Source organism: Mesorhizobium sp. M7A.T.Ca.US.000.02.2.1 (genome assembly GCF_003996995.1).
GTDB lineage: Bacteria > Pseudomonadota > Alphaproteobacteria > Rhizobiales > Rhizobiaceae > Mesorhizobium.
The window spans coordinates 1-22,086 of the sequence record NZ_RZTT01000051.1 but is presented as its reverse complement, the minus strand read 5'-3'; the positions used below and the strand labels follow the sequence as shown (position 1 = coordinate 22,086).

Genomic DNA, 22,086 nt, shown 5'->3' with positions numbered 1-22,086 from the left:
GGTGGGGCCGTTCATCTTCTTCGACCGCATGGGCCCGGCGATCCTGCGCGCCGGCCAGGCGCTCGACGTCCGTCCGCATCCGCATATCGGCCTGTCGACGGTCACCTATCTGTTCGACGGCAAGATCCGGCATCGCGATTCACTCGGCACCGAAATGGTCATTCAGCCCGGCGACGTGAATTTGATGACCGCCGGCCGCGGCATCGTCCATTCGGAGCGTACGCCGGAGGAACTGCGTGGTGCGCCGATGTCGGTGTCCGGCCTGCAGACATGGCTGGCGCTGCCGGACGACAAGGAAGAGGTGGCACCGGTTTTCGAGAACACAGGAGCGCTCAGGCTTCCCGAGATCGATGCCGAAGGCGTCAACGGGCGCCTCATCATCGGCGATTTCCAGGGATTGCGGTCTCCGGTCAGGGCCGACTCGGAGACGCTCTACGCCGACCTGCGCCTGGCGCCCGGCGCCAGCGTGAAAATCCCTGCCCATGCGGAAGAACGCGCCATTTACACGCTGGAGGGCGAAGTCTCGATTTCGGGCGATGTGTTCCCAGCCGAACGGCTGCTGGTGTTCCGTCCCGGTGACGAGATCGTCGTGTCGTCGCAGACCGGGGCGCATTTCATGCTGTTCGGCGGCGCCTCTCTTGGTTCGAAGCGTTACATCTGGTGGAATTTCGTCTCGTCGTCCAAGGAGCGCATCGAACAAGCGAAAGAGGAATGGAAGACGGGCCGCTTCGACATCGTTCCCGGAGACGAGGAAGAGTTCATCCCGCTGCCGGAAAGCTGATGCCCGTCGCCCAAGGTGGCCTGGTTTTGGGGAAACGACATGCATGGAAACAAAAGGTCACGGCCTGATCCGCGTCACTGACACACATTTACTTTCGCCGGCCGGCGGCTTATTTCGCCCATCAACCGAAAGCCCGAGCACCGTGAACGCAACGCCGCATACGCCGCTTCTCGACAAGGTCCGCATCCCGGCCGACCTGCGCACGCTTGCCGAAAGCGAACTGCCACAATTGGCGTCCGAGCTTCGCGCCGAACTGGTCGACGCCGTGTCCCGCACGGGTGGTCATCTGGGCGCAGGGCTTGGCGTGGTCGAGCTGACAGTGGCGCTGCACTATGTCTTCAACACCCCCGATGACAGGCTGATCTGGGATGTCGGCCACCAGGCCTATCCGCACAAGATCCTGACCGGCCGCCGCGACCGTATCCGCACGCTGCGCCAGGAAGGCGGCCTGTCCGGCTTCACCCGCCGCGCCGAAAGCGAGTACGATCCGTTCGGTGCCGCCCACTCCTCGACATCGATATCGGCGGGCCTCGGCATGGCCGCCGCCCGCGATCTCTCCGGCGGCCGCAACAGCGTCATTGCCGTCATCGGCGACGGCGCCATGTCTGCCGGCATGGCCTATGAGGCGATGAACAATGCCGGTGCGCTCGATGCACGGCTGATCGTCATTCTCAACGACAACGACATGTCGATCGCGCCGCCGACCGGCGCGATGAGCGCCTATCTGGCGCGGCTGGCCTCCGGCAAGGCCTATGTCGGCCTGCGCGATTTCGGCAAGAAACTGACGTCCTATCTCGGCAAGCGCGCGGATCGTGCGATCACAAGGGCGGTCGAGCATGCACGCGGCTACGTCACCGGCGGTACGCTGTTCGAGGAACTCGGCTTCTATCACATCGGCCCGATAGACGGCCACAATCTGGAGCACCTGATCCCGGTCCTGAAAAATGTCCGCGACAATGGCGAAGGCCCGGTGCTCATCCATGTCGTCACTCAGAAGGGCAAGGGCTATGCGCCGGCCGAAGCCGCCGCCGACAAATATCACGGCGTCAACAAGTTCGACGTCATCACCGGCGCGCAGGCCAAGGCGCCAGCCAACGCACCGGCCTACACCAAGGTGTTCGCCGAAAGCCTGGTCCAGGAGGGCCGCGAGGACGAGCGCATCGTCGCCGTCACGGCCGCTATGCCGAGCGGCACCGGTCTCGACCTGTTCGGCGAAGCGTTCCCGTCGCGCACCTTCGATGTCGGCATCGCCGAACAGCACGCGGTGACCTTCGCCGCCGGCCTTGCCACCGAAGGCTACAAGCCGTTCACGGCCATCTATTCCACCTTCCTGCAGCGCGCCTACGACCAGGTGGTCCACGACGTCGCTATTCAGAAACTGCCGGTGCGGTTTCCCATCGACCGCGCCGGTTTCGTCGGCGCCGATGGCGCGACCCATTGCGGCGCCTTCGACACCACCTTCCTGGCGACACTGCCGGGTTTCGTCGTCATGGCGGCCGCCGACGAGGCGGAGCTGCGCCACATGGTGCGCACCGCGGCGAGCTATGATGAGGGTCCGATCGCCTTCCGCTATCCGCGCGGCAATGGCGTCGGCGTCGACATGCCGGAGCGCGGCTCGGTTCTCGAAATCGGCAAGGGCCGCATCGTCAAGGAGGGCACCAAGGTTGCATTGCTGTCCTTCGGCACGCGGCTGCAGGATTGCCTGATCGCCGCGGAGGAGCTAGGGGCTGCCGGGCTGTCCACCACGGTCGCCGACGCCCGTTTCGCCAAGCCGCTCGACCAGGATCTGATCCGGCGGCTGGCCCGCTCGCATGAGGTGCTGGTGACGGTGGAGGAGGGCGCCGTCGGCGGCTTCGCCAGCCACGTGCTGCAGTTCCTTGCCCATGAGGGCCTGCTGGAAAGCGGCCTGAAGGTGCGTCCGCTGGTGCTGCCCGACGCGTTCACCGACCACGCCAAGCCGGAAAAGATGTATGCCGATGCCGGGCTCGATGCCGCCGGCATCGTGCGCACCGTGTTCGTGGCACTCGGGCACACAGTCCACGCCCAGCGCGCCTGAATCAAAGTCTCAAAGACTTGAATCAGTTTGCCGGCAAGCGATCTTAAGGCTTTGTTTACGCTGCCGTTTGGCGCTTTGCTTACCGTGTCTCTTGGCCGTTTTCAATGGCGCCCTGCTAGTTCGTGATCAGGCAGGGAGATAACAACAATGAAAACGCTTCTGTGCGGCGCAGCACTTTGCGCCGTTATCATCGCGCCGGCCACAGCCGAAACGCGCTATGACCGCAGCCTCGAAAAGGCGGCGATGGGCATCATCGCCGCCAAGATGGGCGACATCCGCGGCGGCTTTTCCTTCAAGCAGGTGCCGCAATTGGTGGTTCTGCCCGCCCCTGTTCCCGCGCCTGCGGTTGCCATCGAGCCTGCACGCGAGCAAGCTTCGGGCGGCCGTGAGGATGGCTTGTCTCCAGCCGTCGAGCGCCCGGTTTCGCGAACCGTATTCTGAGCTGAAGACCAACAAGCCTTGATCGGGATTACCCGATCGTTTCATCGCGCTTGCCGCTGTGCAGGCGATCTAAAAAGCGTCGGCGATGCTACTCCGCCGCAACCAGCTCCGCTTGCTGCGCCGATTTCTCGGGGCGCCAGGATTGCGCCGCGTGGCGGGCGCGGTCTGCCAGGGCGGCTAGGCGTCCGCGCAGGTTTCGTCCACCCACCACCGACGACAAGATCACCGAATGCGTCGCAAAGCGGCGCTTGAAATCCTCGCCGCCGCAGAGAAAATCGATCGTGGTCAAGCCCCGGTCAAACGACCACTGGATGTAATCCATCATCAAGACCATCCCCGGCGAGGCCCGTTCGAAGGCCGGATCATAGGTGGTGACGAAAGCCATCATCGTTCCATGCTGCTCGAAATTGATCGAGATGGCGATGATCTCGTCTTCGCGTTCGAGCACGAAGATGCGCAGCAATCCAAGCTTGGCCAGAACGGATATGAGTGCCGCCAGCGCGGGGGAGCCTTCGTCGAAGAGGTCCGAAACGCGGCCGTGTTTTGCAAGCCACAACCGCTTCAGCGCGGCGACGCGCTCCAGCACCGGCTCGCGGGCTTCGTGTGCATCCATCAGGCGGAAACGCAGCGCGCCGCCTTCCTCCATGAATTTGTAGCCACGGCGATAGTTTTGCCGGGTTTTCTTCGACTGGCTTTCAAACCATTGTGCGCCGCGTTGCCCGGCGCCGGAAACTCGATAGCTGACCTCGCTGCGGTGGCTTGGCTGCAAGATATTGCCCTGGCCTGGGGCGGCGGGACCGAGCAGGGTCCGGAATCGGGCATCGGGCAACAGACGATTGAGGTAGGCAAGATCGAAGCCGCCATCGTCGAGGATATGTTGCCAGAGTTGCGGCAGGATCTGTGGCTCGGCATCGGGAGCAAGCAGGACATCGCCATAGTCGCAGTGATCTTTCGCCGCCCACTCCAGCATACGGATGCCCGAGCGCCAGAAGGTCGCGAGCGCAATGACGGCCTCGAGACGCTCGCCGCTCCAGACCAGGCCTATCCTGAGACCGCGACGGTCCTGATGCGGTGTGGTGTGCCACCAGGCCGAGATCCAGTCGGGATGCTGGAAAACGAGGCCGCCGGCGCGTTGCCAGAGCGCTGCCCAGGCGGGCGCGATTTCTGCCAGTCGCGCTGGCGAGGTCGCAATTTCGATCCGGTGCGTTCGCGGCATCCGGAACACGGCGGGTCCGTTCATGGCTTCCCCCTTTGCGGCGATTGCTGTGGCTCGGGCTTGTCGGTGCGGAAATGTCTGGCGATCTGCCGCCACATCCGCTTCAGCGGCAGGACATAGAGGCCTGCGAGCGACTGGTAGTCGCGCACGTTGCGTTCGATCAAACCGAACTTGAAGTCCTCGTCGGGTCTCGGAACGCACAGGGTTCCGAAGAGCCGATCCCAGAACGAGAAGAGCAGCCCGAAGTTCTTGTCGTAGTGGCGCGGGTCGGTGCTGTGGTGCAGCTGATGCCAGTGCGGGCACAGGATCAGATTGTTCAACGGTCCAAACGAGATCTTGAAATGCGTGTGCCTGACGAAATCCATCATCAGGATGTTGCGTATGATGTAGACGTTGACGCCGAAGACCGTCAGCTCGACGAGGTTCAGCGACACCAGCGACCAGATGCCGAAGCAGATGCCGGGAATGACGCCGTCCCAGGCCCGGTTCATCAATTCGTCGAGCGGGTGGACGCGATCCTTGGTGATGCCGACCATCACCTCGGCCGAATGGTGGACCTTGTGCAGTTCCCACAGCACCGGGTAGCGGTGCTGGGCGACGTGATAGAGATAGTACGAAATGTCGTAGGCAAGCAGCATGGTGATGGTGAAGATCGTCACCGTCACCGGCCCTGCCGGTCCTTCGATCAGGGGCGGCTGGATCGCCAGCAGCGTGGAGAGCAACCAGTTCGTCGCATAGCCGACGGCGCTGACGAAGACGACGCCGGCGGGCAGCATGAGGAATGGCATCAGCGCCTTCCGCGTCACCCAGAACAAAAGGTCGGCTTTCGCCGAAGGGTGCGTGATGACCTCATGCGGGACTGCGAACTCGAAAAACTCTTTCCAGCTCTTTTTCTCGACCGTGCGCCAGTAGGCGACCAGGGCGCTGACCAAAGCAGTCAGCAACAGAAGTCCGGTCGCCAGCAGGCCGGCGCCGGAAATCCGGTCAAGAACCTTGTAGACGATATCGCTGGCCATTTCCAAGGTTGCCGCCTCTTCATCCGGCTTTTCCGGTCGTCGCGGTCATAACATTGAAGTCCTCAAGCAAATGCGATGAAAATTGGTTAAGAAATCATGAGGCTTTCTAGATTTTAGGCACTTATCGGCAGGCGACGAGACCTCATGCTTCGGCGGTCATCCGTCTCAACCGGCGCAACGATAGATATTCATAGGGTGGTCGGCGTGACGGAACGCCTCACCATCGCCGCGGTCCAATGTGCTGGGCGTGATGATGGGAACGTGAGACGAGATGCTTCCGGCCGGTGCTCTTGCCATCGTCATCGGCTTTCGCCATGAAGGCCGATGAATTCCCCTCTGCCAGCCAGCGCACGCCAGCGGCTCGACGACCTGCTCGTCCAGCGCGGGCTGTTTGCCAGCCGCTCACGTGCCCGCGACGCGGTCGAGCGTGGCACGGTGACCGTCGACGGCGTCATTGCGCGCAAGCCCGGCCAGAGCGTTTTGCCGCAATGCCTTGTTGCCATCGATGATCCGGCGCAAGGCTATGTGTCGCGCGCGGCACTCAAGCTGATCGGTGGGCTCGATCATTTCGGCCTCGACCCTGCCGGCTCTGAAGCGCTCGACATCGGCGCCTCGACCGGCGGCTTCACCCAGGTGTTGCTCGAGCGCGGCGTGGCCCATGTCACCGCGGTCGATGTCGGTCATGGCCAGATGCATCCTGATATCGGCGGCGACCCGCGTGTGACGGTGATCGAAGGACTGAACGCCCGCGATCTCGCCGTTGCCGATCTCAGCGGGCGTATTCCGGATTTCATCGTGTCCGACGTCAGCTTCATCTCGCTGAAACTGGCGCTGCCGCCGGCGCTTGGTCTGGCGAAGGCTGGCGCCAAGGCCGTGTTTCTGGTCAAGCCGCAATTCGAGGCGGGCCGTGACGCGATCGGCAAGGGTGGTCTGTTGAAAGATCCCTACGGCGCCTCCCGTGTCGCCGGCCTGCTGCAGGATTGGCTAGACTCCGTTCCCGGCTGGCGCTCGCTCGGGCTGCATTTGTCGCCGATCGAGGGCGGCGACGGCAATCGCGAATTCCTGCTCGGTGGGATCAAGGACCGATGAGCGCGCGCTTCAGCATCAGGAAACTTGGCGCTCAGGGCGACGGTGTCGCCGAGACCGAGACAGGCGATCTGTTCATTCCCTTCACACTGCCCGGTGAAACGGTCACCGCCGCGCGCGAAAGGGATCGCGCCATGCTGATGGCGGTGCTGGAATCATCGCCGCTGCGCATCGATCCCGCCTGCCGCCATTTCACCGAATGCGGTGGTTGCGCGCTCCAGCATTTCGAAGCCGGAGCCTATCGCCAGTGGAAACGCGAAAAAGTGGCGCACATCCTGAAGGGCAAAGGCATCGATTGCGAGATCGGCGAACTGGTCGCCTGCGCGCCGCAGACGCGCCGCCGTGTCGTGCTGGCCGCCCGGCGCACCGATACAGGCATGCTGCTCGGCTTCCATCGCCATCTGTCGCCGGAGATCATCGCCATATCGGAATGCCCGATCTCGCTTCCTGAGATCGTCGCTTCGCTCGATCGCTTGAAGGCGCTTGCCGAATTGGTCTGCGCAACCACCAAATCGTTCCGGGTGGCGGTCACCGTGACCGGTTCGGGTCTCGATGTCGCGGTTCACGAATCCGGCAAGCTGGGGGAGCATCAGCGCCGCATCACTGCCAATTTCGTCATGGCGCAGGGCTTTGCCAGGCTGTCCATCGATGACGAGATCATCATCGAGCCGAAAAAGCCGGTTGTCATGTTCGGCAGCGTCGCTGTCGCCTTGCCCCCGGGCGCGTTCCTGCAGGCAACCGAGGCCGCCGAACAGGCGATGGCCGATATCGTCGGCGGACATCTGAAGCGCGCCAAGAAGGTGGCGGATCTTTTCGCCGGCTGCGGCAGCTTTGCTCTGCGTCTGGCCGCGAAGTCGGAAGTTCATGCGGTGGAGGGCGATGCGGCAGCCCTTTCGGCCCTCGACCGTGGATCGCGTTTCGCCACTGGCTTGAAGCGGGTGACGGGTGAACGCCGCGACCTGTTCCGCCGGCCGTTGACGTTCAAGGAATTGAATGCCTTCGACGGTGTGGTGTTCGATCCGCCGCGCGCCGGCGCCGAGGACCAGTCGAAGCAGATCGCCCGCTCGGATGTGCCCTACGTCGCCGCGGTGTCCTGCAATCCGGTGACGCTCGCGCGAGATTTGCGCATCCTCATAGACGGCGGCTACATCCTGAAAAGCGTGACGCCGATCGACCAGTTCCTGTGGTCGCCGCATGTTGAGGCCGTGGCGTTGCTGGAGAAGCCGAAGCGGAGGCGGTAGGTCGCTTGTGCTTGAGTCGCACGTGAATTGAGCTTATTTTGATATCGTACGCATCAAACTATGCTAGGTAATCGTCATGAACTCCGCAGCCCTCGAAGTTCCGGCGTCACGCTTTGGCGAGGAACGGTCGCCTTACCTTTCGGCAAGGCGTGTCGCGGAACAGCTTGGTGTCAACCTGACCGAATTGGCCGGCCTGATCGGGGTCGCGCGCAACACACTTGCCGCCAAGGCCGGCGCGCGCAAGGTCGACGCCGCCCTCAGCCCGATCGTCCGCATCCTGTCGATGGCCGGTGAAATGGCCGGCGGCGAGCAACGTGCGGCGATCTGGTTTAAGCACCAGCCGATCCCCGGCTGGGCGGGAAAGACCGCCTACGACCTGGTTCGCGAGGGCAAGACGGACAAGGTGCTTGCCTATCTGGAGGCCGTCCGCTCCGGCGTGTATGCCTGAGATCAGCCTGACCTTGTGGCGGGCCTTCGTACCGCGTTGGGCGCATCTGCCGCTTTCGGGCGAGGGCGCTGCCCACTTCGGCGGTCGCTGGAATCCAATTGGCGCTTCAACGATCTATGCGGCGCGCGAATTGTCCACCGCCTGGGCGGAGTACAATCAGGGCTTTGTCCAGCATCCGGCGTTAATTGCCCAACTTGAGCTCTCGGGCGCGCGCTTGGCCGATCTGACCGATGCCGCAATGCTGAGCGAATTGGCCATGACGGCGGGCATTCACCAATGCGAATGGCGAGACATGCTGGATCAGGGCCTTGTGCCCGAGACCCACAAGCTGCGGGATCGCCTGCTTGCCGATGGGGTGAACGGCGTGATCTATCCGTCCTTCATGTCGCCCGGCGGCACCTGCGTTGCGCTCTGGCGCTGGAACGAGGATGGCGCGCCGCGCCTGGAGGTCGTCGACCCCGACCGGCGTCTACCGAAATCGCCGGCATCCTGGCTTTAGGGCAATTCAGATGGGCGAGTAAGCTCGTCGACTGTTCTTATCAAACCCTGGTGCCGCCCACCGTCATCTGGTTCATGCGCAGATGCGGCTGGCCGACGCCGACGGGCACGCCCTGTCCGGCCTTGCCGCACATGCCGATGCCGGTGTCGAGTTTCATGTCGTTGCCGATCATCGAGACGCGGTGCATGGCGTCCGGACCGTTGCCGATCAGCATCGCGCCCTTGATCGGCTGCGTCACCTTGCCGTTCTCGATCATGTAGGCCTCGGTGCAGCCGAACACGAATTTGCCCGAGGTGATATCGACCTGACCGCCGCCGAAGGAGACGGCATAGATGCCGTTCTTGACCGAGGCGATGATTTCGTCCGGCTCCATGTCGCCAGATGTCATATAGGTGTTGGTCATGCGCGGCATCGGCTGGTGGGCATAGCCTTCGCGGCGGCCGTTGCCGGTGGCCTTCATGCCCATCAGCCGGGCATTCTGGCGATCCTGCATGTAGCCGACCAGCTTGCCATCCTCGATCAGCACATTGCGGGCCGAAGGTGTGCCTTCATCGTCGACGGTCAGCGAGCCGCGCCGTTCGGGCATGGTGCCGTCGTCGACGACGGTGACCCCCTTGGCGGCGACCTGCTGGCCGAGCAGGCCGGCGAAGGCCGAGGTCTTCTTGCGGTTGAAATCGCCTTCCAGCCCATGGCCGACGGCCTCGTGCAGCATGACGCCCGGCCAGCCGCTGGACAAGACGATGTCGAAAGTGCCGGCCGGGGCCGGTATGGCCTCGAGATTGATCAGAGCTTGCCTGAGCGCCTCCTTGGCGGCGTGCTTCCAGCTGTCCTCGACCAGGAATTCGCCAAACGCCTTGCGGCCGCCCATGCCGTAGGAGCCGCTCTCCTGGCGGTCGCCATCGCCGACAACGACGGAGACGTTGATGCGGACCAGCGGGCGGATGTCGCGCACCATTTGGCCATCGGCGCGCACGATCTCGACATGCTGCCAGGATGCGGCGAGCGATGCCGAAACCTGGCGCACGCGCGGATCCTCGGCGCGCAGCCAGGCGTCGATTTCCTGCAAGAGCTTTGCCTTGGCCTCGAAGGAAGGCGAGGGGATCGGGTTCTCTTCGCCATAGAGATGGCGGTTGGTGCGGGCAGGTGCCGCGGCAAGCGTGCCGGAATAACCGCCCTTGACGGTTGACACCGCGTCGGCCGCACGCAGCAGCGAAGCTTCGGACAGGTCGCTGGAATGGGCATAGCCGCTGGCTTCGCCGGCAACCGCACGCAAACCAAACCCTTGGTCGGTGTTGAAGTTGGCGGTCTTCAGGCGGCCATTGTCGAACATCAGCGCTTCGCTCTCGCTGTATTCGAGGAACAGCTCGCCGTCATCGGCGCCGTTGATGGTATCGGCGACGATCCGCTTGATGCGATCGTCTGAAATGTCGAATTGGCCGATCAGGCTGTTCATGGCGCATCCGTTCACAGGAGGAATGGGTCTTTGCCACGATGTAGGCGCGAAGGCGCGCCGAGACAATCGCTCTGCCGCATTGTAACGACAAAAGCGGTTTGCCAGCAGCCCGTCGAAGTCACTTCTGGTTGAAGCCGGTGATGTCGCCGGGCTTTCAGGGGAGGGCGGCAAAGCCGTCGGCAAAGCCCTTGAGGTCGACCGGGATGCCGATGCCTTCTTCCGGGGTCTGGAAAACGATGAAGGTGGCCGACGTGCCGGTCTTCAGCGTGTCGAGAAGCGGCTTTTCGAGGATCACCTCGGCATAGCAGCCGTCCTGGAAGCAGCGCACGAAATAGGCGCGGCCGATATCCTTGCCGTCGACATTGAGGCCGAGCCCGTTGGGCAAAAGCACGCCGAGCGGCGCCAGCACGCGCAGGATCTCCGCCTTGTTGTCGGCGGTGCGCAGCACCACGACCGACAGTCCCATCTCGGGACGGTCCTCGGCGACGACGTTCTGCATCATCACGCATTGTTCCGAGGTGGCACCGGCCGGCGTGTCGCAGATGATCGACCATGCGCCATGTGTCGAGCGCACGGTGCCGCTCGGCTGCGCGGCGTTCGCCGTGCCGGACACGATCGCGGACAAGCCGATGCCAGACAGGGCGGCGAAAAAGATGACCTTCGCCCAGTTTCTCGAAAACCGAGAGTTTCTCGAAAGCCAGTAATTCATGACGGCTCCATTGCGAATCACGGCACTTTAAGCCGCGCCAAAGCCAAGTAAAGGACGAGACCGCACCAGGTCTGCCCCGAAAAAGCCAATTGGGCGCTTTTCCCTGCCAATTTCGCCCGAATTGCGACGTTCGGCACCTGCGGCCCGCGGGAATGCTGCTGCGGGCTCACTGTAGGCGATTCGGTGCTGCCGCGGCTGCCTCCAAAGGCATATCCGGGCTTGCGCGCAAAAATGCCGCACGGTTTCGTCCGCTCCTTTCTTGCGGAGGGAAAAAGAGTATGGTTTGAACCACCTTGAAACTGTCGGGATTCCCGTCCCGGCATTGTTCGTTATTCTCGTGGGTACCGCAGCGAGGAACTGGGAGACGATGAGGGCGATGAGAAATTTCCTGGCAAACGCCAAGGTTCCAGCAAGTGCCAAGTTTCTAAGTGCTTGTGCCGCTGTCACGTTTTTCGCCGGCGCATCCGCCCATGCCGACCAGCCCAAGAACTGGGAGACAACCTTCCAGGCGCCGGCGACTGACATGATGCGGCAGATCGAGTGGTTCGGGAACTACACGATGTGGTTCATCGTCCCGATCACCATCCTGGTGCTGCTGCTCCTCGCTTATTGCATCGTCAGATTCCGTGCGAGCGCGAACCCGGTTCCGTCCAAGACCAGCCACAACACGCTGATCGAGGTGATCTGGACTGTCGGTCCGGTCGTCATCCTGCTTTGCTTGGCAATTCCCTCGTTCCAGCTGCTGACCGCGCAATACACGCCGCCGGAAGAAGCGAAGCTGACCGTCAAGGCGACCGGTAACCAGTGGAACTGGGACTACGAGTACCAGACCGAAAACACGCTCTCCTTCAACTCCGCGATCCTCCAGGACGCCGACCGCGCCGCCGCCGGCAAGGAGGACCGCAAGGTTTATCCGCGCCTGCTCGCGGTCGACAATGAACTGGTGGTGCCGGTCAACACCATGACCCGCGTGCTCGTCACCGCGACCGACGTGATCCACTCCTTTGCCATGCCGTCGTTCGGCATCAAGATCGATGCCATTCCGGGCCGCACCAACGAGACCTGGTTCAAGGCGGAGAAGGAAGGTATTTTTTACGGCCAGTGCTCGCAGCTCTGCGGCAAGGACCATGCCTTCATGCCGATCGCCATCCGCGTCGTCTCCGATGCGCAGTTCAAGACCTGGCTGGCGGCAGCCAAGACCGATCTGCCCGGCGCCAACAAGACGCTGATGGCCGAGGTCGATGGCCAGAACAAGGTAGCGGCCGCCGGCAACTGATGCCGCGGGTTAGCAAGATTTAGGGAACGGAGCGGAACATGGCAGACGCTGCAGCTCACGACGGGCACGACCACAAGCCTTATCACGGCTGGGTCCGCTGGGTTTATTCGACCAACCACAAGGACATCGGCACGCTCTACCTGATCTTCGCGATCATGGCCGGCATCATCGGCGGTGCCTTGTCGGTCGCCATCCGCATGGAGCTGCAGGAGCCTGGCATCCAGATCTTCAGCGGCCTGGCGCAGATGGTCTATGGCATGAACGGTGACGCCGCGATCGACGGCGGCAAGAGCATGTACAATGCCTTCGCCACCGCGCACGCCCTGATCATGATCTTCTTCATGGTCATGCCGGCGCTGATCGGCGGTTTCGCCAATTGGATGGTTCCGATCATGATCGGCGCGCCCGACATGGCGTTCCCGCGCATGAACAACATCTCCTTCTGGCTGCTGCCGCCGGCCTTCATCCTGCTTCTCACCTCGATGTTCGTGCCGAGCGCGCCGGGCGCCTTTGGCGTCGGTGGCGGCTGGACGCTCTATCCGCCGCTTTCGACCTCGGGCCAGCCCGGGCCGGCCATGGATCTGGCGATCCTGTCGATCCACATTGCCGGTGCGTCGTCGATCCTCGGCGCCATCAACTTCATCACCACCATCTTCAACATGCGCGCGCCTGGCATGACGCTGCACAAGATGCCGCTGTTTGCCTGGTCGGTGCTGATCACCGCCTTCCTGCTCCTGCTGTCGTTGCCGGTCCTGGCCGGCGGCATCACCATGCTGCTCACCGACCGCAATTTCGGTACCACCTTCTTTGCGCCCGACGGCGGCGGCGACCCGATCCTGTTCCAGCACCTGTTCTGGTTCTTCGGTCACCCTGAAGTGTACATCCTGATCCTGCCGGGCTTCGGCATCATCAGTCACGTCATCTCGACCTTCTCGAGGAAGCCGGTGTTCGGCTATCTCGGCATGGCCTATGCCATGGTGGCGATCGGCGCCGTCGGCTTCATCGTGTGGGCGCACCACATGTACACGACCGGCCTGTCGCTCGACACGCAGCGCTATTTCGTCTTCGCCACCATGGTCATCGCGGTGCCGACAGGCGTGAAGATCTTCTCCTGGATCGCGACGATGTGGGGCGGGTCGATTTCGTTCAAGACGCCGATGCTGTGGGCGCTGGGCTTCATCTTCCTGTTCACCATCGGCGGCGTCACCGGCGTCCAGCTGGCCAATGCCGGCCTCGACCGCTCGTTGCATGACACCTATTTCGTCATTGCCCACTTCCACTACGTGCTGTCACTGGGCGCGGTGTTCGCCATCTTCGCCGGCTGGTACTACTGGTTCCCGAAGATGACCGGCTACATGTATTCGCCCGTCATCGCCAACACCCATTTCTGGGTCACCTTCGTCGGCGTGAACCTGATCTTCTTCCCGCAGCACTTCCTCGGTCTCGCCGGCATGCCGCGCCGCACCATCGACTACCCCGATGCGTTCGCCGGCTGGAATTATGTGTCGTCCATCGGCTCGTATATCTCGGCCATCGGCGTCCTGATCTTCCTCTATGGTGTGTTCGAGGCCTTCCAGAAGAAGCGGATCGCCGGCGCCAACCCATGGGGCGAGGGCGCAACGACGCTCGAATGGCAGCTGCCTTCGCCGCCGCCCTTCCACCAGTGGGAACAGCTGCCGAAAATCAAGTAAGGCGGCTGCCCGCTCGAATACGAAACCGCCGGTCCGCCGGCGGTTTTGGCCAACGGATGATGGACTTAAGTACGCATGGCCCTTGTCGACGACCCATTGATTGACGAAGCGGGCTTTCGCATGTCGGAAGCGACGGCGGGCGATTTCTTCGCGCTGCTGAAGCCGCGCGTCATGTCGCTGGTGGTGTTCACCGCCTTTGTCGGCCTTGTCGCCGCACCCGTGACCATCAACCCTCTGCTGGCGGTGATCGCCATCCTGGCTATTGCAATAGGTGCTGGTGCCTCCGGCGCGCTCAACATGTGGTACGATGCCGACATCGATGCCGTGATGACCAGGACCGCCAACCGCCCGGTCCCCGCCGGTCGCATCCAGCCGCACGAAGCCCTGACCTTCGGGCTGGTGCTGTCGGTGCTGTCTGTGATGACGCTCGGCGTGCTGGTCAACTGGCTGGCGGCGACGCTGCTCGCCTTCACCATCTTTTTCTACGCCGTCGTCTACACGATGTGGCTGAAGCGCTGGACGCCGCAGAACATCGTCATCGGCGGGGCCGCCGGTGCCATTCCGCCCGTGATCGGCTGGGCCGCGGTGACCGGGACAGTCAGCCTCGAAAGCATTGTCCTGTTCCTGATCATCTTCCTGTGGACGCCGCCGCATTTCTGGGCGCTGGCGCTGTTCAAGTCCGAGGACTACGCCAAGGCCGGCATTCCGATGATGCCCAACGTCGCCGGCCACGCTTCGACCCGCCGCCAGATCTTCGCCTATGCGCTGGTGCTGGCCCCGGTCGGCGTGCTGCCGTGGCTGCTTGGCTACACGACGCCGTTCTATGGCGTGGCCGCCCTGCTTCTGGGAGTCGGTTTTGTCTGGTACGCGTGGAAAGTGCTTGGCATGGCCGACGATGACCGCGTCATGAAACCGGCCAAGGCCCTGTTCGCCTATTCGCTGCTTTATCTCTTCGCCATCTTCGCTGCCTATCTGGCCGACAGCGTTGTTGAACGCGCGCTTGCCATGGGTGGAGCATGACCATGATCGAGGAAAAGCTCGAGACCGTCACGTTGACCGAGCGTCAGAAGAAGGCGCAGCGCAGCCGTTCTATCGCCATCGGTGTGGCGCTGGCGCTGCTGGTGGTCATTTTCTACATCGCGACGATCGTGAAGTTCGGCCACAATCTGGGCACGATGTGATGAGCGTCGAGACCTCTAAGAAAGCGGCTGGCAAGAACAGCAACGTCATCGTCGCGGCTGTCTGCCTCGCCTTTTTCACCGGCATGATCGGCATGGCCTATGCCGCGGTCCCGCTCTACAAGATGTTTTGCCAGGCGACCGGCTATGGCGGCACGACGCAACGTGCCGAGAAGCAGTATGCCGGCCGCGTGCTCGACCGCGAGATCACTGTCCGCTTCGATGCCAACATCGCTGGCGTGCCGTGGGAGTTCCAGCCGGTCCAGCGCTCGATGACGATGAAGATCGGCGAGACCGTGCAGGCGCACTATCAGGCGACCAACAAGTTCGATCGTCCCGTGACCGGCCGCGCCACCTTCAACGTGCAGCCTGAACTGGCGGGTCCCTATTTCAACAAGGTCGAATGCTTCTGCTTCACCGACACGACGCTGAAGCCCGGCGAGACACTGGACATGCCGGTCCTGTTCTACGTGGACCCCGACATCGTCAATGTGCCGGAACTGAAGGACGTGAAGACGATCACGCTGTCCTATACGATGTTCCCGGTCGAGAAGGCCAAGCCGGTCGCCTCCTCGGAGCCGGCCAAGGGCAATAGCAAGACAATTTCGAATACCGAAGCAAATCTCGGGGGTTGATATGGCAGACGCGCACGCAAAACCACAGCATGACTATCATCTCGTCGACCCGAGCCCGTGGCCTTTCCTGGGATCGGTAGGCGCACTTGTCGCCGCCTTTGGCGGCGTCTGCCTGATGGAATACCTGAAGGGCGGCTCGTTCCCGATCTTCGGCTTCAACATCGCCAATCCATGGCTGTTCTTCATCGGTCTCGTGATCATCCTCTACACCATGTTCGCCTGGTGGTCGGACACGATCAAGGAGGCGCATGAGGGCCATCACACGCGTGTCGTGTCGCTGCATCTGCGCTACGGCATGATCATGTTCATCGCCTCGGAGGTAATGTTCTTCGTTGCCTGGTTCTGGGCCTATTTCGATGCCAGCCTGTTTCCGAGCGAAGTCCAGCAATATGCCCGCACCGCGTTTACCGGCGGTCTCTGGCCGCCGAAGGGCATGGAAGTTCTCGATCCCTTCCATTTGCCGCTCTACAACACCGTCATCCTGCTGCTGTCCGGCACCACGGTGACCTGGGCGCACCATTCGCTCATCCATGGCGATCGCAAGGGGCTGATCAACGGCCTGGTGCTGACCGTTGGCCTCGGCATGCTGTTCACCATGGTGCAGGCCTACGAGTACATGCATGCTCCGTTCGCCTTCAAGGATTCCATCTATGGCGCCACTTTCTTCATGGCGACCGGCTTCCACGGTTTCCACGTCATCATCGGCACCATCTTCCTGTTGGTCTGCCTGATCCGGGCGATGAAGGGTGATTTCACCCCCAAGCAACATTTCGGCTTCGAGGCGGCCGCCTGGTACTGGCACTTCGTCGACGTGGTCTGGCTGTTCCTGTTCGCCTCGATCTACGTCTGGGGATCGGTCGGCGCGGTGATCGAGGGCCACTGATCCTGGCCTGAGGAATTTCCGTTTGGGGAGGGGCGGCCGCGGCAATGTGGCCGCCTTCTTCTTTTTGGCGCAATGATCGCTGATCGATAGCCAATGCGGCTGACAATTTTCCGGGCCATTTGCGCATTGATGATCGCGGCACTCCCGGCCTTTGCCGGCGAGAAGGTGGATCTGGTGCGTGTCCACAAAGCCGAACGCCGGCTGGAACTCATCGGCGACGGCAAGATCCTGCGCAGCTACGGCATCGCACTCGGCGGCGATCCTGTCGGGCATAAGCACCAGGAGGGCGATCAACGCACGCCCGAGGGGAACTATGTCCTCGACTGGCGCAACCCGAACAGCATCGCGCACAGATCGATCCATATTTCGTACCCCAACACCGACGATCTGGCGGCCGCCAGGGCGCGCAATGTCGACGCGGGCGGCATGATCATGATCCACGGCCAGCCAAACGGTTATGGCTGGTGGGGCTGGCTGCTTCAATTGGTCGACTGGACCGACGGCTGCATTGCGGTTACGGACTCCGATATGGACGAAATCTGGGCGATGGTGGCCGATGGCACACCGATCGAGATCGAGCGGTAGGCAATGAGTGGCAAGATGAACTGGTTGCCGGTCGATCTGAAATCGAGCGGTAAGCAATGAGCGACGACTCTTCCAGGAGTGAAGATAGGGCGATCTGGCCGCCGATCGATCCGATCTCGGCCGGCCTGCATGGCCGTTGCCCGCGCTGCGGCGAGGGGCGGCTATTTTCCGGCTTCCTCACCGTCGGCAAGCGATGCGTCAATTGCGGCCTCGATTATTCCTACGCTGATGCCGGCGACGGGCCGGCGGTGTTCGTGATCCTGATCATCGGCTTTATCATCGTCGGCCTGGCGCTCTGGGTAGAAGTCACGCTCAGCCCGCCGCTCTGGCTGCATCTGCTGGTCTGGATTCCGCTGGCTGTTGTGCTGTGCTTGACGGCGCTGCGGCTGATCAAGGGCGTGCTGCTGACGCTGCAATACCGCAACCAAGCGGCCGAGGGCCGGCTGGATCGCGGCGAATGAGCGAGGCTTCCCTTAGAACTGACGGTCGTTCGCGGCCGCGATCGGCATTGCTGCTCGGCCTTGGCCTTGTGCTGTTCCTGATCCTGCTGGTGCTCGGCACCTGGCAGATGCAGCGCCTGTATTGGAAGGAAGGCCTTCTGCAGACCATCGACCAGCGCACCCATTCGGCGCCGTTGCCGTTGGTTGCGGTCGAGAAAGAGTTCGCCGCCACCGGGGATGTCGATTATACGCCTGTCACCGTCACCGGCACGTTCCTGCATCAAGGCGAACGCCATTTCTACGCGACCTGGGAAGGTGATGCCGGCTTCAATGTCTACACGCCGCTGGCGCTCGACGACGGCCGCTTCGTCCTGATCAATCGCGGCTTCGTGCCTTACGATCTGAAGGATGCCGCCAAGCGCGCCAAGGGACAGGTGGCTGGCAGAGTGACGGTCACGGGGCTGGCCCGCAACCCGCTGCCGGGCAAGCCGTCGATGATGCTTCCCGACAACGACGTGGCGAAGAACATCTTCTACTGGAAGGACCGCGACGTGATGGCTGCAAGCGCCGGTCTGCCGGCGGGCGCCGCGCTGGTGCCGATCTTCATCGACGCAGACAAGACGCCAAACCCAGGCGGCTTGCCGGTTGGCGGCGTCACCATCATCGATCTCCCGAACAGCCATCTCCAATATGCGATGACTTGGTACGGGCTTGCCGCGGCGCTCGCAGCCGTGCTCATCCTGCGGCTTCGCCGTCCCGCGAAAGACGAATGAACGCGGCTGATGCCCCCTTTCAACCGATGCCCTTGACAGGGCAGGGGTGCGCACTTCATTTCGGCTTTGATCAACCGGCCCGGATTTAATGCTTCAGACAACCACTAAACCACCTCTGACGATCCGGCTCTGCCAGCCGCGCGGTTTCTGCGCCGGTGTCGACCGTGCCATCCAGATCGTCGTGCTGGCGCTGAAGAAATATGGCGCGCCGGTCTATGTCCGCCATGAGATCGTGCACAACCGCTACGTCGTCGAGGGGCTGCAAAGCCTTGGCGCCGTCTTCATCGAGGAACTCTCCGAGATACCGGCCGAACATCGGCAGTCGCCCGTCGTGTTCTCGGCGCATGGCGTGCCGAAATCGGTGCCGGCGGATGCGAAGGCGCGCAATCTCTTCTATCTCGATGCCACCTGCCCGCTGGTGTCGAAGGTTCACAAGCAGGCGATGCGCCATCAGCGGCTCGGCCGCCATGTGCTGTTGATTGGTCACGCCGGTCATCCCGAAGTGATCGGCACCATGGGCCAACTGCCGGACGGAGCGGTGACGCTGATCGAAACCGAAGCCGATGCCGCAAAGCTCTCGCCCGCCGATCCGCAGGCGCTCGGCTTCGTTACCCAGACCACATTGTCTGTCGAGGACACCGCCGGCATCATCCGCGCCTTGCAGGATCGCTTTCCGGCGCTTCAGGCACCAGCGGCGGAATCGATCTGCTATGCCACCACCAACCGCCAGGAAGCCGTCAAGGACACCGCGCCGGGCGCCGATCTCTATCTGATCGTCGGCGCGCCGAATTCCTCCAATTCGCGACGACTTGTCGAAGTCGCGGAGCGTGCAGGCGCCACCATGTCGCTTCTCGTGCAGCGCGCCGCCGAGATTCCGTGGAATGACATCGGCAACATCTCGACGCTTGGCCTGTCGGCCGGCGCGTCGGCGCCCGAAATCATCGTCGACGAGATCATCGACGCGTTCCGGCAACGCTTCGATGTCACGATCGATCTTGCCATCACGGCCACGGAAACCGAGGATTTTCCAGTCATGCGGGTCCTGCGCGATGTCGAACTGACGCGGGCCGACATGGCCTTCGTCAATGGAGCCGCGTAAGGCACATGGCGGTCTACACCGACGTTGCGGAAGGCGAACTCGGCGCATTCCTGAAGCACTATCCGGTCGGCGATCTCCTGTCCTACAAGGGCATCGCCGAAGGCACCGAGAACTCGAACTTTCTGCTGCACACCTCCAGCGGCTCCTACATCCTGACGCTCTATGAGAAGCGCGTCGAGAAGGCGGATCTGCCGTTTTTCCTCGGGCTGATGGGCCATCTCGCCAACAAGGGCGTGTCCTGCCCGCTGCCGGTGACCGCGCATGACGGCAGCGTCATCGGCACGCTCGCCGGCCGGCCGGCGGTCATCATCACCTTCCTGGAAGGGCTTTCGTTGCGGCGGCCCACAGCAACGCATTGTGCCGAGGTCGGCAAGGCATTGGCGCAGTTGCATCTGGCCGGTGCCGATTTTTCGATGACGCGTCCGAATGCCCTGGCCATCGACGGCTGGCGCAAGCTCTGGGATGCAGCGCGCGATCGCGCAGACGAGGTCGAGCCGGGCCTAGCGGCCGAGGTCGATGCCGACTTTGCCGATTTCGAGCGCAACTGGCCGAAGGACCTTCCCAAAGGCATCATCCACGCCGATCTTTTCCCGGACAACGTCTTCTTCCTCGGCGAAAAACTGTCCGGCCTGATCGATTTCTATTTCGCCTGCGACGACCTCTACGCCTATGATGTCGCCACCTGTCTCAACGCCTGGTGCTTCGAGAAGGATTTTTCCTTCAACCTCACCAAGGGCAAGGCGCTGCTCGCCGGCTACCAGAGCGTCCGGCCCCTGAGCGACCAGGAACAAGCTGCGCTGCCGGTGCTGGCGCGCGGTTCGGCGTTGCGCTTCATGCTGACCCGGCTGTACGACTGGCTGACCGTCCCCGATGGCGGGCTGGTGATGAAGCGCGATCCGACCGAATACATCAGAAGGATGCGGTTCCACCGGGCGATCAAATCTCCTTCGGAATATGGATTGGCCTGATATGGGGTATCATGAGCAAACTGGTTGAGATCTTCACCGACGGCGCCTGTTCGGGCAATCCCGGCCCTGGCGGCTGGGGCGCGATCCTGCGCTTCAACGGCACCACCAAGGAGCTTTCCGGCGGCGAAGCCGAGACGACCAACAACCGCATGGAACTGTTGGCCGCCATTTCGGCGCTGAACGCGCTGAAGGAGCCGTGCACGGTCGACCTTCACACCGACAGCAAATATGTCATGGACGGCATTTCCAAGTGGATCCACGGCTGGAAGAAGAACGGCTGGAAGACCGCCGACAAGAAGCCGGTGAAGAACGGTGAACTCTGGCAGGCGCTCGACGAGGCCAACAAGCGCCACAAGGTCACCTGGAACTGGGTCAAGGGCCATGACGGTCATGTCGAGAACGAGCGCGCCGACGAGCTTGCGCGCGAAGGCATGGCGCCGTTCAAGAAAGGTCCGTTCAAGCCTGCAGCAGCGGCAAAGCCTGCTGCGCCGGCCAAACAACCGGCAATCGCGAAAGTGCGGCGCTCTACCCAGAGCTATTGATTTCCGGAGCGGCGCGGCTCTCAGGTACGAAGAAGCGGATCAGCCGGCGGGGGTGGCAACTACTACGATATCGGCGCGCACCGCGTTATCTACTGCTGGCTGCCGATCGACTGGCCAGCGCAGTTGTAGACCCTTATCGGATCAGCAGCGCCGTGCCCCAAAGCCCAAGTGCGAACACGGTGTGCGACACCAGATTCAGCGCCCGGATCAGCATCGGGTTGGGCCGCTTCGAGGCCGCCCAACCGGCGCCCATGCCGGGTGCCAGCAGGAACCAGCCGGCGCCGACGGTGACGATGCCGAGGATGAAGGCCGGCAGGAATGTCGGCGCGGCAAGCCAGCCTGCTCCGGCCAGCACCACCAGGATGATGCCGTAGACAATGCCGACAAAATAGTGAAAGGCCCAACCCAGCGCCTTTTCATGCACGTACGGTGCGGCACCGCCGATATCGTCGTGGAAGACCTTGTCACGGAGATGCCAGACCCAGCGACCGACCGGCCCCCAGTTCGGCCGTGGCTGGCCGAACGCCTTGTGCAGGAAGATGGCCCAGAGATCCATCAGGACGGTGGCGCCGATGCCGATCGCGATAGCGCGCCAGAACATGTCAAACATCGCTAGAATCCCCCCAAACGCAAGCCCTGGGCTACAAGCGCGATCGTCGTTCCACACCCGACGCCGCGCTGAACTTCAGAGCTGTCCCAGAATATGAGCCGCGCCGGACTCGTCGACACCAGGCTTGGTCTCGACATTGAGCGCGGTGACCTTGCCGTCGTCGACGATCATCGAAAACCGCTTCGAACGCAGCCCCATGCCGCTGGCGGAAAGGTCATTGTCGAGGCCTACCGCCTTGGCGAAATCGCCACTGCCGTCGGCGAGGAACATGATCTTGCCCTCACCGCCGGTGAAGTGCGCCCAGGCGCCCATGACATGGACGTCGTTGACCGAAACGACGGCGATGGTGTCGACGCCGCGCGCCAGGATGGCATCGTGGTTCTCGAGATAACCCGGCAAATGGTTGTTGCTGCAGGTCGGTGTGAAGGCGCCGGGAATCCCAAACAGCACGACCTTCTTG

General features: G+C 62.6%; 25 protein-coding genes. 19 read left to right on the top strand and 6 right to left on the bottom strand.

Annotated elements, in window-relative coordinates:
* The 3 genes from EOD15_RS07640 to EOD15_RS07630 all read left to right on the top strand — a co-directional run.
* A partial coding sequence (locus EOD15_RS07640; RefSeq protein ID WP_148129506.1) for a pirin family protein occupies nt 1-781 on the top strand: 781 nt, incomplete at its 5' end.
* 142 nt (nt 782-923) lie between these two features.
* Nucleotides 924-2,837: a 1-deoxy-D-xylulose-5-phosphate synthase gene (gene dxs / locus EOD15_RS07635; RefSeq protein ID WP_127321234.1), complete on the top strand. Its 1,914-nt coding sequence runs from the start codon at nt 924-926 to the stop codon at nt 2,835-2,837.
* A 147-nt stretch (nt 2,838-2,984) separates the two neighbouring features.
* Nucleotides 2,985-3,278, top strand: coding sequence for a hypothetical protein (locus tag EOD15_RS07630; protein WP_127321233.1), 294 nt, complete (start codon nt 2,985-2,987; stop codon nt 3,276-3,278).
* 88 nt (nt 3,279-3,366) lie between these two features.
* On the opposite strand, the gene EOD15_RS07625 is transcribed toward EOD15_RS07630, so the two are convergent.
* A complete protein-coding gene (locus EOD15_RS07625) occupies nt 3,367-4,248 on the bottom strand; it encodes a GNAT family N-acetyltransferase (RefSeq protein ID WP_245463601.1) in 882 nt (293 codons plus the stop codon).
* Nucleotides 4,249-4,514: 266 nt separating this feature from the next.
* Nucleotides 4,515-5,510 (bottom strand): sterol desaturase family protein, encoded by a 996-nt coding sequence (locus EOD15_RS07620; RefSeq protein WP_164748752.1) that lies wholly within the window; start codon nt 5,508-5,510, stop codon nt 4,515-4,517.
* 324 nt (nt 5,511-5,834) lie between these two features.
* Between EOD15_RS07620 and EOD15_RS07615 the strand changes: the two genes are divergently transcribed.
* From EOD15_RS07615 to EOD15_RS07600, 4 genes are all read left to right on the top strand, one after another.
* Nucleotides 5,835-6,599, top strand: a complete 765-nt coding sequence (locus EOD15_RS07615) for a TlyA family RNA methyltransferase (protein ID WP_127322723.1) — start codon at nt 5,835-5,837, stop codon at nt 6,597-6,599.
* Nucleotides 6,596-7,837, top strand: a complete 1,242-nt coding sequence (locus tag EOD15_RS07610) for a class I SAM-dependent RNA methyltransferase (protein ID WP_127408402.1) — start codon at nt 6,596-6,598, stop codon at nt 7,835-7,837. Before EOD15_RS07615 ends, EOD15_RS07610 begins: the two co-directional genes overlap by 4 nt.
* A 76-nt stretch (nt 7,838-7,913) precedes the next feature.
* Nucleotides 7,914-8,285 carry an antitoxin Xre/MbcA/ParS toxin-binding domain-containing protein gene (locus EOD15_RS07605; protein WP_127270326.1) on the top strand — a complete coding sequence of 124 codons (372 nt, stop codon included), beginning with the start codon at nt 7,914-7,916 and terminating at the stop codon, nt 8,283-8,285.
* Entirely contained in the window at nt 8,278-8,784 is a 507-nt protein-coding gene (locus tag EOD15_RS07600) for an RES domain-containing protein (RefSeq protein WP_127270325.1), read from the top strand. Before EOD15_RS07605 ends, EOD15_RS07600 begins: the two co-directional genes overlap by 8 nt.
* A 40-nt stretch (nt 8,785-8,824) precedes the next feature.
* Here the strand turns inward: EOD15_RS07600 and tldD are convergent, their stop codons facing one another.
* Complete coding sequence (tldD, locus tag EOD15_RS07595; protein WP_127320383.1) at nt 8,825-10,237, bottom strand: metalloprotease TldD; 1,413 nt, start codon at nt 10,235-10,237, stop codon at nt 8,825-8,827.
* A gap of 154 nt (nt 10,238-10,391) precedes the next feature.
* Nucleotides 10,392-10,946 (bottom strand): invasion associated locus B family protein, encoded by a 555-nt coding sequence (locus tag EOD15_RS07590; RefSeq protein ID WP_013532781.1) that lies wholly within the window; start codon nt 10,944-10,946, stop codon nt 10,392-10,394.
* 259 nt (nt 10,947-11,205) lie between these two features.
* Between EOD15_RS07590 and coxB the strand changes: the two genes are divergently transcribed.
* The 12 genes from coxB to rnhA all read left to right on the top strand — a co-directional run bounded on the left by coxB (nt 11,206) and on the right by rnhA (nt 21,016).
* Nucleotides 11,206-12,222: a cytochrome c oxidase subunit II gene (coxB, locus tag EOD15_RS07585; RefSeq protein ID WP_164761699.1), complete on the top strand. Its 1,017-nt coding sequence runs from the start codon at nt 11,206-11,208 to the stop codon at nt 12,220-12,222.
* 38 nt (nt 12,223-12,260) lie between these two features.
* Complete coding sequence (gene ctaD, locus EOD15_RS07580; RefSeq protein WP_023808611.1) at nt 12,261-13,913, top strand: cytochrome c oxidase subunit I; 1,653 nt, start codon at nt 12,261-12,263, stop codon at nt 13,911-13,913.
* 75 nt (nt 13,914-13,988) lie between these two features.
* Nucleotides 13,989-14,933 carry a heme o synthase gene (locus tag EOD15_RS07575; protein ID WP_127320379.1) on the top strand — a complete coding sequence of 315 codons (945 nt, stop codon included), beginning with the start codon at nt 13,989-13,991 and terminating at the stop codon, nt 14,931-14,933.
* A gap of 2 nt (nt 14,934-14,935) precedes the next feature.
* Nucleotides 14,936-15,094: a hypothetical protein gene (locus tag EOD15_RS07570; protein ID WP_013532777.1), complete on the top strand. Its 159-nt coding sequence runs from the start codon at nt 14,936-14,938 to the stop codon at nt 15,092-15,094.
* A complete protein-coding gene (locus tag EOD15_RS07565) occupies nt 15,094-15,726 on the top strand; it encodes a cytochrome c oxidase assembly protein (RefSeq protein WP_127320377.1) in 633 nt (210 codons plus the stop codon). Before EOD15_RS07570 ends, EOD15_RS07565 begins: the two co-directional genes overlap by 1 nt.
* A gap of 1 nt (nt 15,727) precedes the next feature.
* Nucleotides 15,728-16,609, top strand: coding sequence for a cytochrome c oxidase subunit 3 (locus tag EOD15_RS07560; protein WP_127320375.1), 882 nt, complete (start codon nt 15,728-15,730; stop codon nt 16,607-16,609).
* 93 nt (nt 16,610-16,702) lie between these two features.
* Nucleotides 16,703-17,194 (top strand): L,D-transpeptidase family protein, encoded by a 492-nt coding sequence (locus EOD15_RS07555; RefSeq protein WP_127320373.1) that lies wholly within the window; start codon nt 16,703-16,705, stop codon nt 17,192-17,194.
* A gap of 56 nt (nt 17,195-17,250) precedes the next feature.
* Nucleotides 17,251-17,655 (top strand): DUF983 domain-containing protein, encoded by a 405-nt coding sequence (locus EOD15_RS07550; protein ID WP_127320371.1) that lies wholly within the window; start codon nt 17,251-17,253, stop codon nt 17,653-17,655.
* Nucleotides 17,652-18,407: an SURF1 family protein gene (locus EOD15_RS07545; protein ID WP_164761698.1), complete on the top strand. Its 756-nt coding sequence runs from the start codon at nt 17,652-17,654 to the stop codon at nt 18,405-18,407. Before EOD15_RS07550 ends, EOD15_RS07545 begins: the two co-directional genes overlap by 4 nt.
* Nucleotides 18,408-18,495: 88 nt before the next feature.
* The gene (ispH, locus tag EOD15_RS07540; protein WP_023808604.1) at nt 18,496-19,506 is read left to right on the top strand and encodes a 4-hydroxy-3-methylbut-2-enyl diphosphate reductase; all 1,011 of its coding nucleotides are present in this window, start codon (nt 18,496-18,498) and stop codon (nt 19,504-19,506) included.
* Between the two features lie 5 nt (nt 19,507-19,511).
* Nucleotides 19,512-20,474, top strand: coding sequence for a homoserine kinase (locus EOD15_RS07535; protein WP_127270022.1), 963 nt, complete (start codon nt 19,512-19,514; stop codon nt 20,472-20,474).
* A gap of 11 nt (nt 20,475-20,485) precedes the next feature.
* Nucleotides 20,486-21,016 (top strand): ribonuclease HI, encoded by a 531-nt coding sequence (rnhA, locus tag EOD15_RS07530; protein ID WP_127270020.1) that lies wholly within the window; start codon nt 20,486-20,488, stop codon nt 21,014-21,016.
* 133 nt (nt 21,017-21,149) lie between these two features.
* Here rnhA and EOD15_RS07525 read toward each other — a convergent pair whose 3' ends face one another.
* Both EOD15_RS07525 and EOD15_RS07520 read right to left on the bottom strand, forming a co-directional pair.
* Complete coding sequence (locus EOD15_RS07525) at nt 21,150-21,626, bottom strand: DUF2938 domain-containing protein (protein WP_127270018.1); 477 nt, start codon at nt 21,624-21,626, stop codon at nt 21,150-21,152.
* 75 nt (nt 21,627-21,701) lie between these two features.
* On the bottom strand, nt 21,702-22,086 hold a 385-nt coding region (locus EOD15_RS07520), incomplete at its 5' end, for a peroxiredoxin (RefSeq protein WP_148129505.1).

What these genes read in the sequence shown, in the direction of transcription:
- EOD15_RS07630 (WP_127321233.1), top strand. Translation starts at nt 2,985, where the DNA reads ATGAAAACGCTTCTGTGCGGCGCAGCACTTTGCGCCGTTATCATCGCG.
- EOD15_RS07625 (WP_245463601.1), bottom strand. Translation starts at nt 4,248, where the DNA reads ATGCTGGAGTGGGCGGCGAAAGATCACTGCGACTATGGCGATGTCCTG.
- EOD15_RS07620 (WP_164748752.1), bottom strand. Translation starts at nt 5,510, where the DNA reads ATGGCCAGCGATATCGTCTACAAGGTTCTTGACCGGATTTCCGGCGCC.
- EOD15_RS07615 (WP_127322723.1), top strand. Translation starts at nt 5,835, where the DNA reads ATGAATTCCCCTCTGCCAGCCAGCGCACGCCAGCGGCTCGACGACCTG.
- EOD15_RS07610 (WP_127408402.1), top strand. Translation starts at nt 6,596, where the DNA reads ATGAGCGCGCGCTTCAGCATCAGGAAACTTGGCGCTCAGGGCGACGGT.
- EOD15_RS07605 (WP_127270326.1), top strand. Translation starts at nt 7,914, where the DNA reads ATGAACTCCGCAGCCCTCGAAGTTCCGGCGTCACGCTTTGGCGAGGAA.
- EOD15_RS07600 (WP_127270325.1), top strand. Translation starts at nt 8,278, where the DNA reads ATGCCTGAGATCAGCCTGACCTTGTGGCGGGCCTTCGTACCGCGTTGG.
- tldD (WP_127320383.1), bottom strand. Translation starts at nt 10,237, where the DNA reads ATGAACAGCCTGATCGGCCAATTCGACATTTCAGACGATCGCATCAAG.
- EOD15_RS07590 (WP_013532781.1), bottom strand. Translation starts at nt 10,946, where the DNA reads ATGAATTACTGGCTTTCGAGAAACTCTCGGTTTTCGAGAAACTGGGCG.
- ctaD (WP_023808611.1), top strand. Translation starts at nt 12,261, where the DNA reads ATGGCAGACGCTGCAGCTCACGACGGGCACGACCACAAGCCTTATCAC.
- EOD15_RS07575 (WP_127320379.1), top strand. Translation starts at nt 13,989, where the DNA reads ATGGCCCTTGTCGACGACCCATTGATTGACGAAGCGGGCTTTCGCATG.
- EOD15_RS07570 (WP_013532777.1), top strand. Translation starts at nt 14,936, where the DNA reads ATGATCGAGGAAAAGCTCGAGACCGTCACGTTGACCGAGCGTCAGAAG.
- EOD15_RS07565 (WP_127320377.1), top strand. Translation starts at nt 15,094, where the DNA reads ATGAGCGTCGAGACCTCTAAGAAAGCGGCTGGCAAGAACAGCAACGTC.
- EOD15_RS07560 (WP_127320375.1), top strand. Translation starts at nt 15,728, where the DNA reads ATGGCAGACGCGCACGCAAAACCACAGCATGACTATCATCTCGTCGAC.
- EOD15_RS07555 (WP_127320373.1), top strand. Translation starts at nt 16,703, where the DNA reads ATGCGGCTGACAATTTTCCGGGCCATTTGCGCATTGATGATCGCGGCA.
- EOD15_RS07550 (WP_127320371.1), top strand. Translation starts at nt 17,251, where the DNA reads ATGAGCGACGACTCTTCCAGGAGTGAAGATAGGGCGATCTGGCCGCCG.
- EOD15_RS07545 (WP_164761698.1), top strand. Translation starts at nt 17,652, where the DNA reads ATGAGCGAGGCTTCCCTTAGAACTGACGGTCGTTCGCGGCCGCGATCG.
- ispH (WP_023808604.1), top strand. Translation starts at nt 18,496, where the DNA reads ATGCTTCAGACAACCACTAAACCACCTCTGACGATCCGGCTCTGCCAG.
- EOD15_RS07535 (WP_127270022.1), top strand. Translation starts at nt 19,512, where the DNA reads ATGGCGGTCTACACCGACGTTGCGGAAGGCGAACTCGGCGCATTCCTG.
- rnhA (WP_127270020.1), top strand. Translation starts at nt 20,486, where the DNA reads ATGAGCAAACTGGTTGAGATCTTCACCGACGGCGCCTGTTCGGGCAAT.
- EOD15_RS07525 (WP_127270018.1), bottom strand. Translation starts at nt 21,626, where the DNA reads ATGTTTGACATGTTCTGGCGCGCTATCGCGATCGGCATCGGCGCCACC.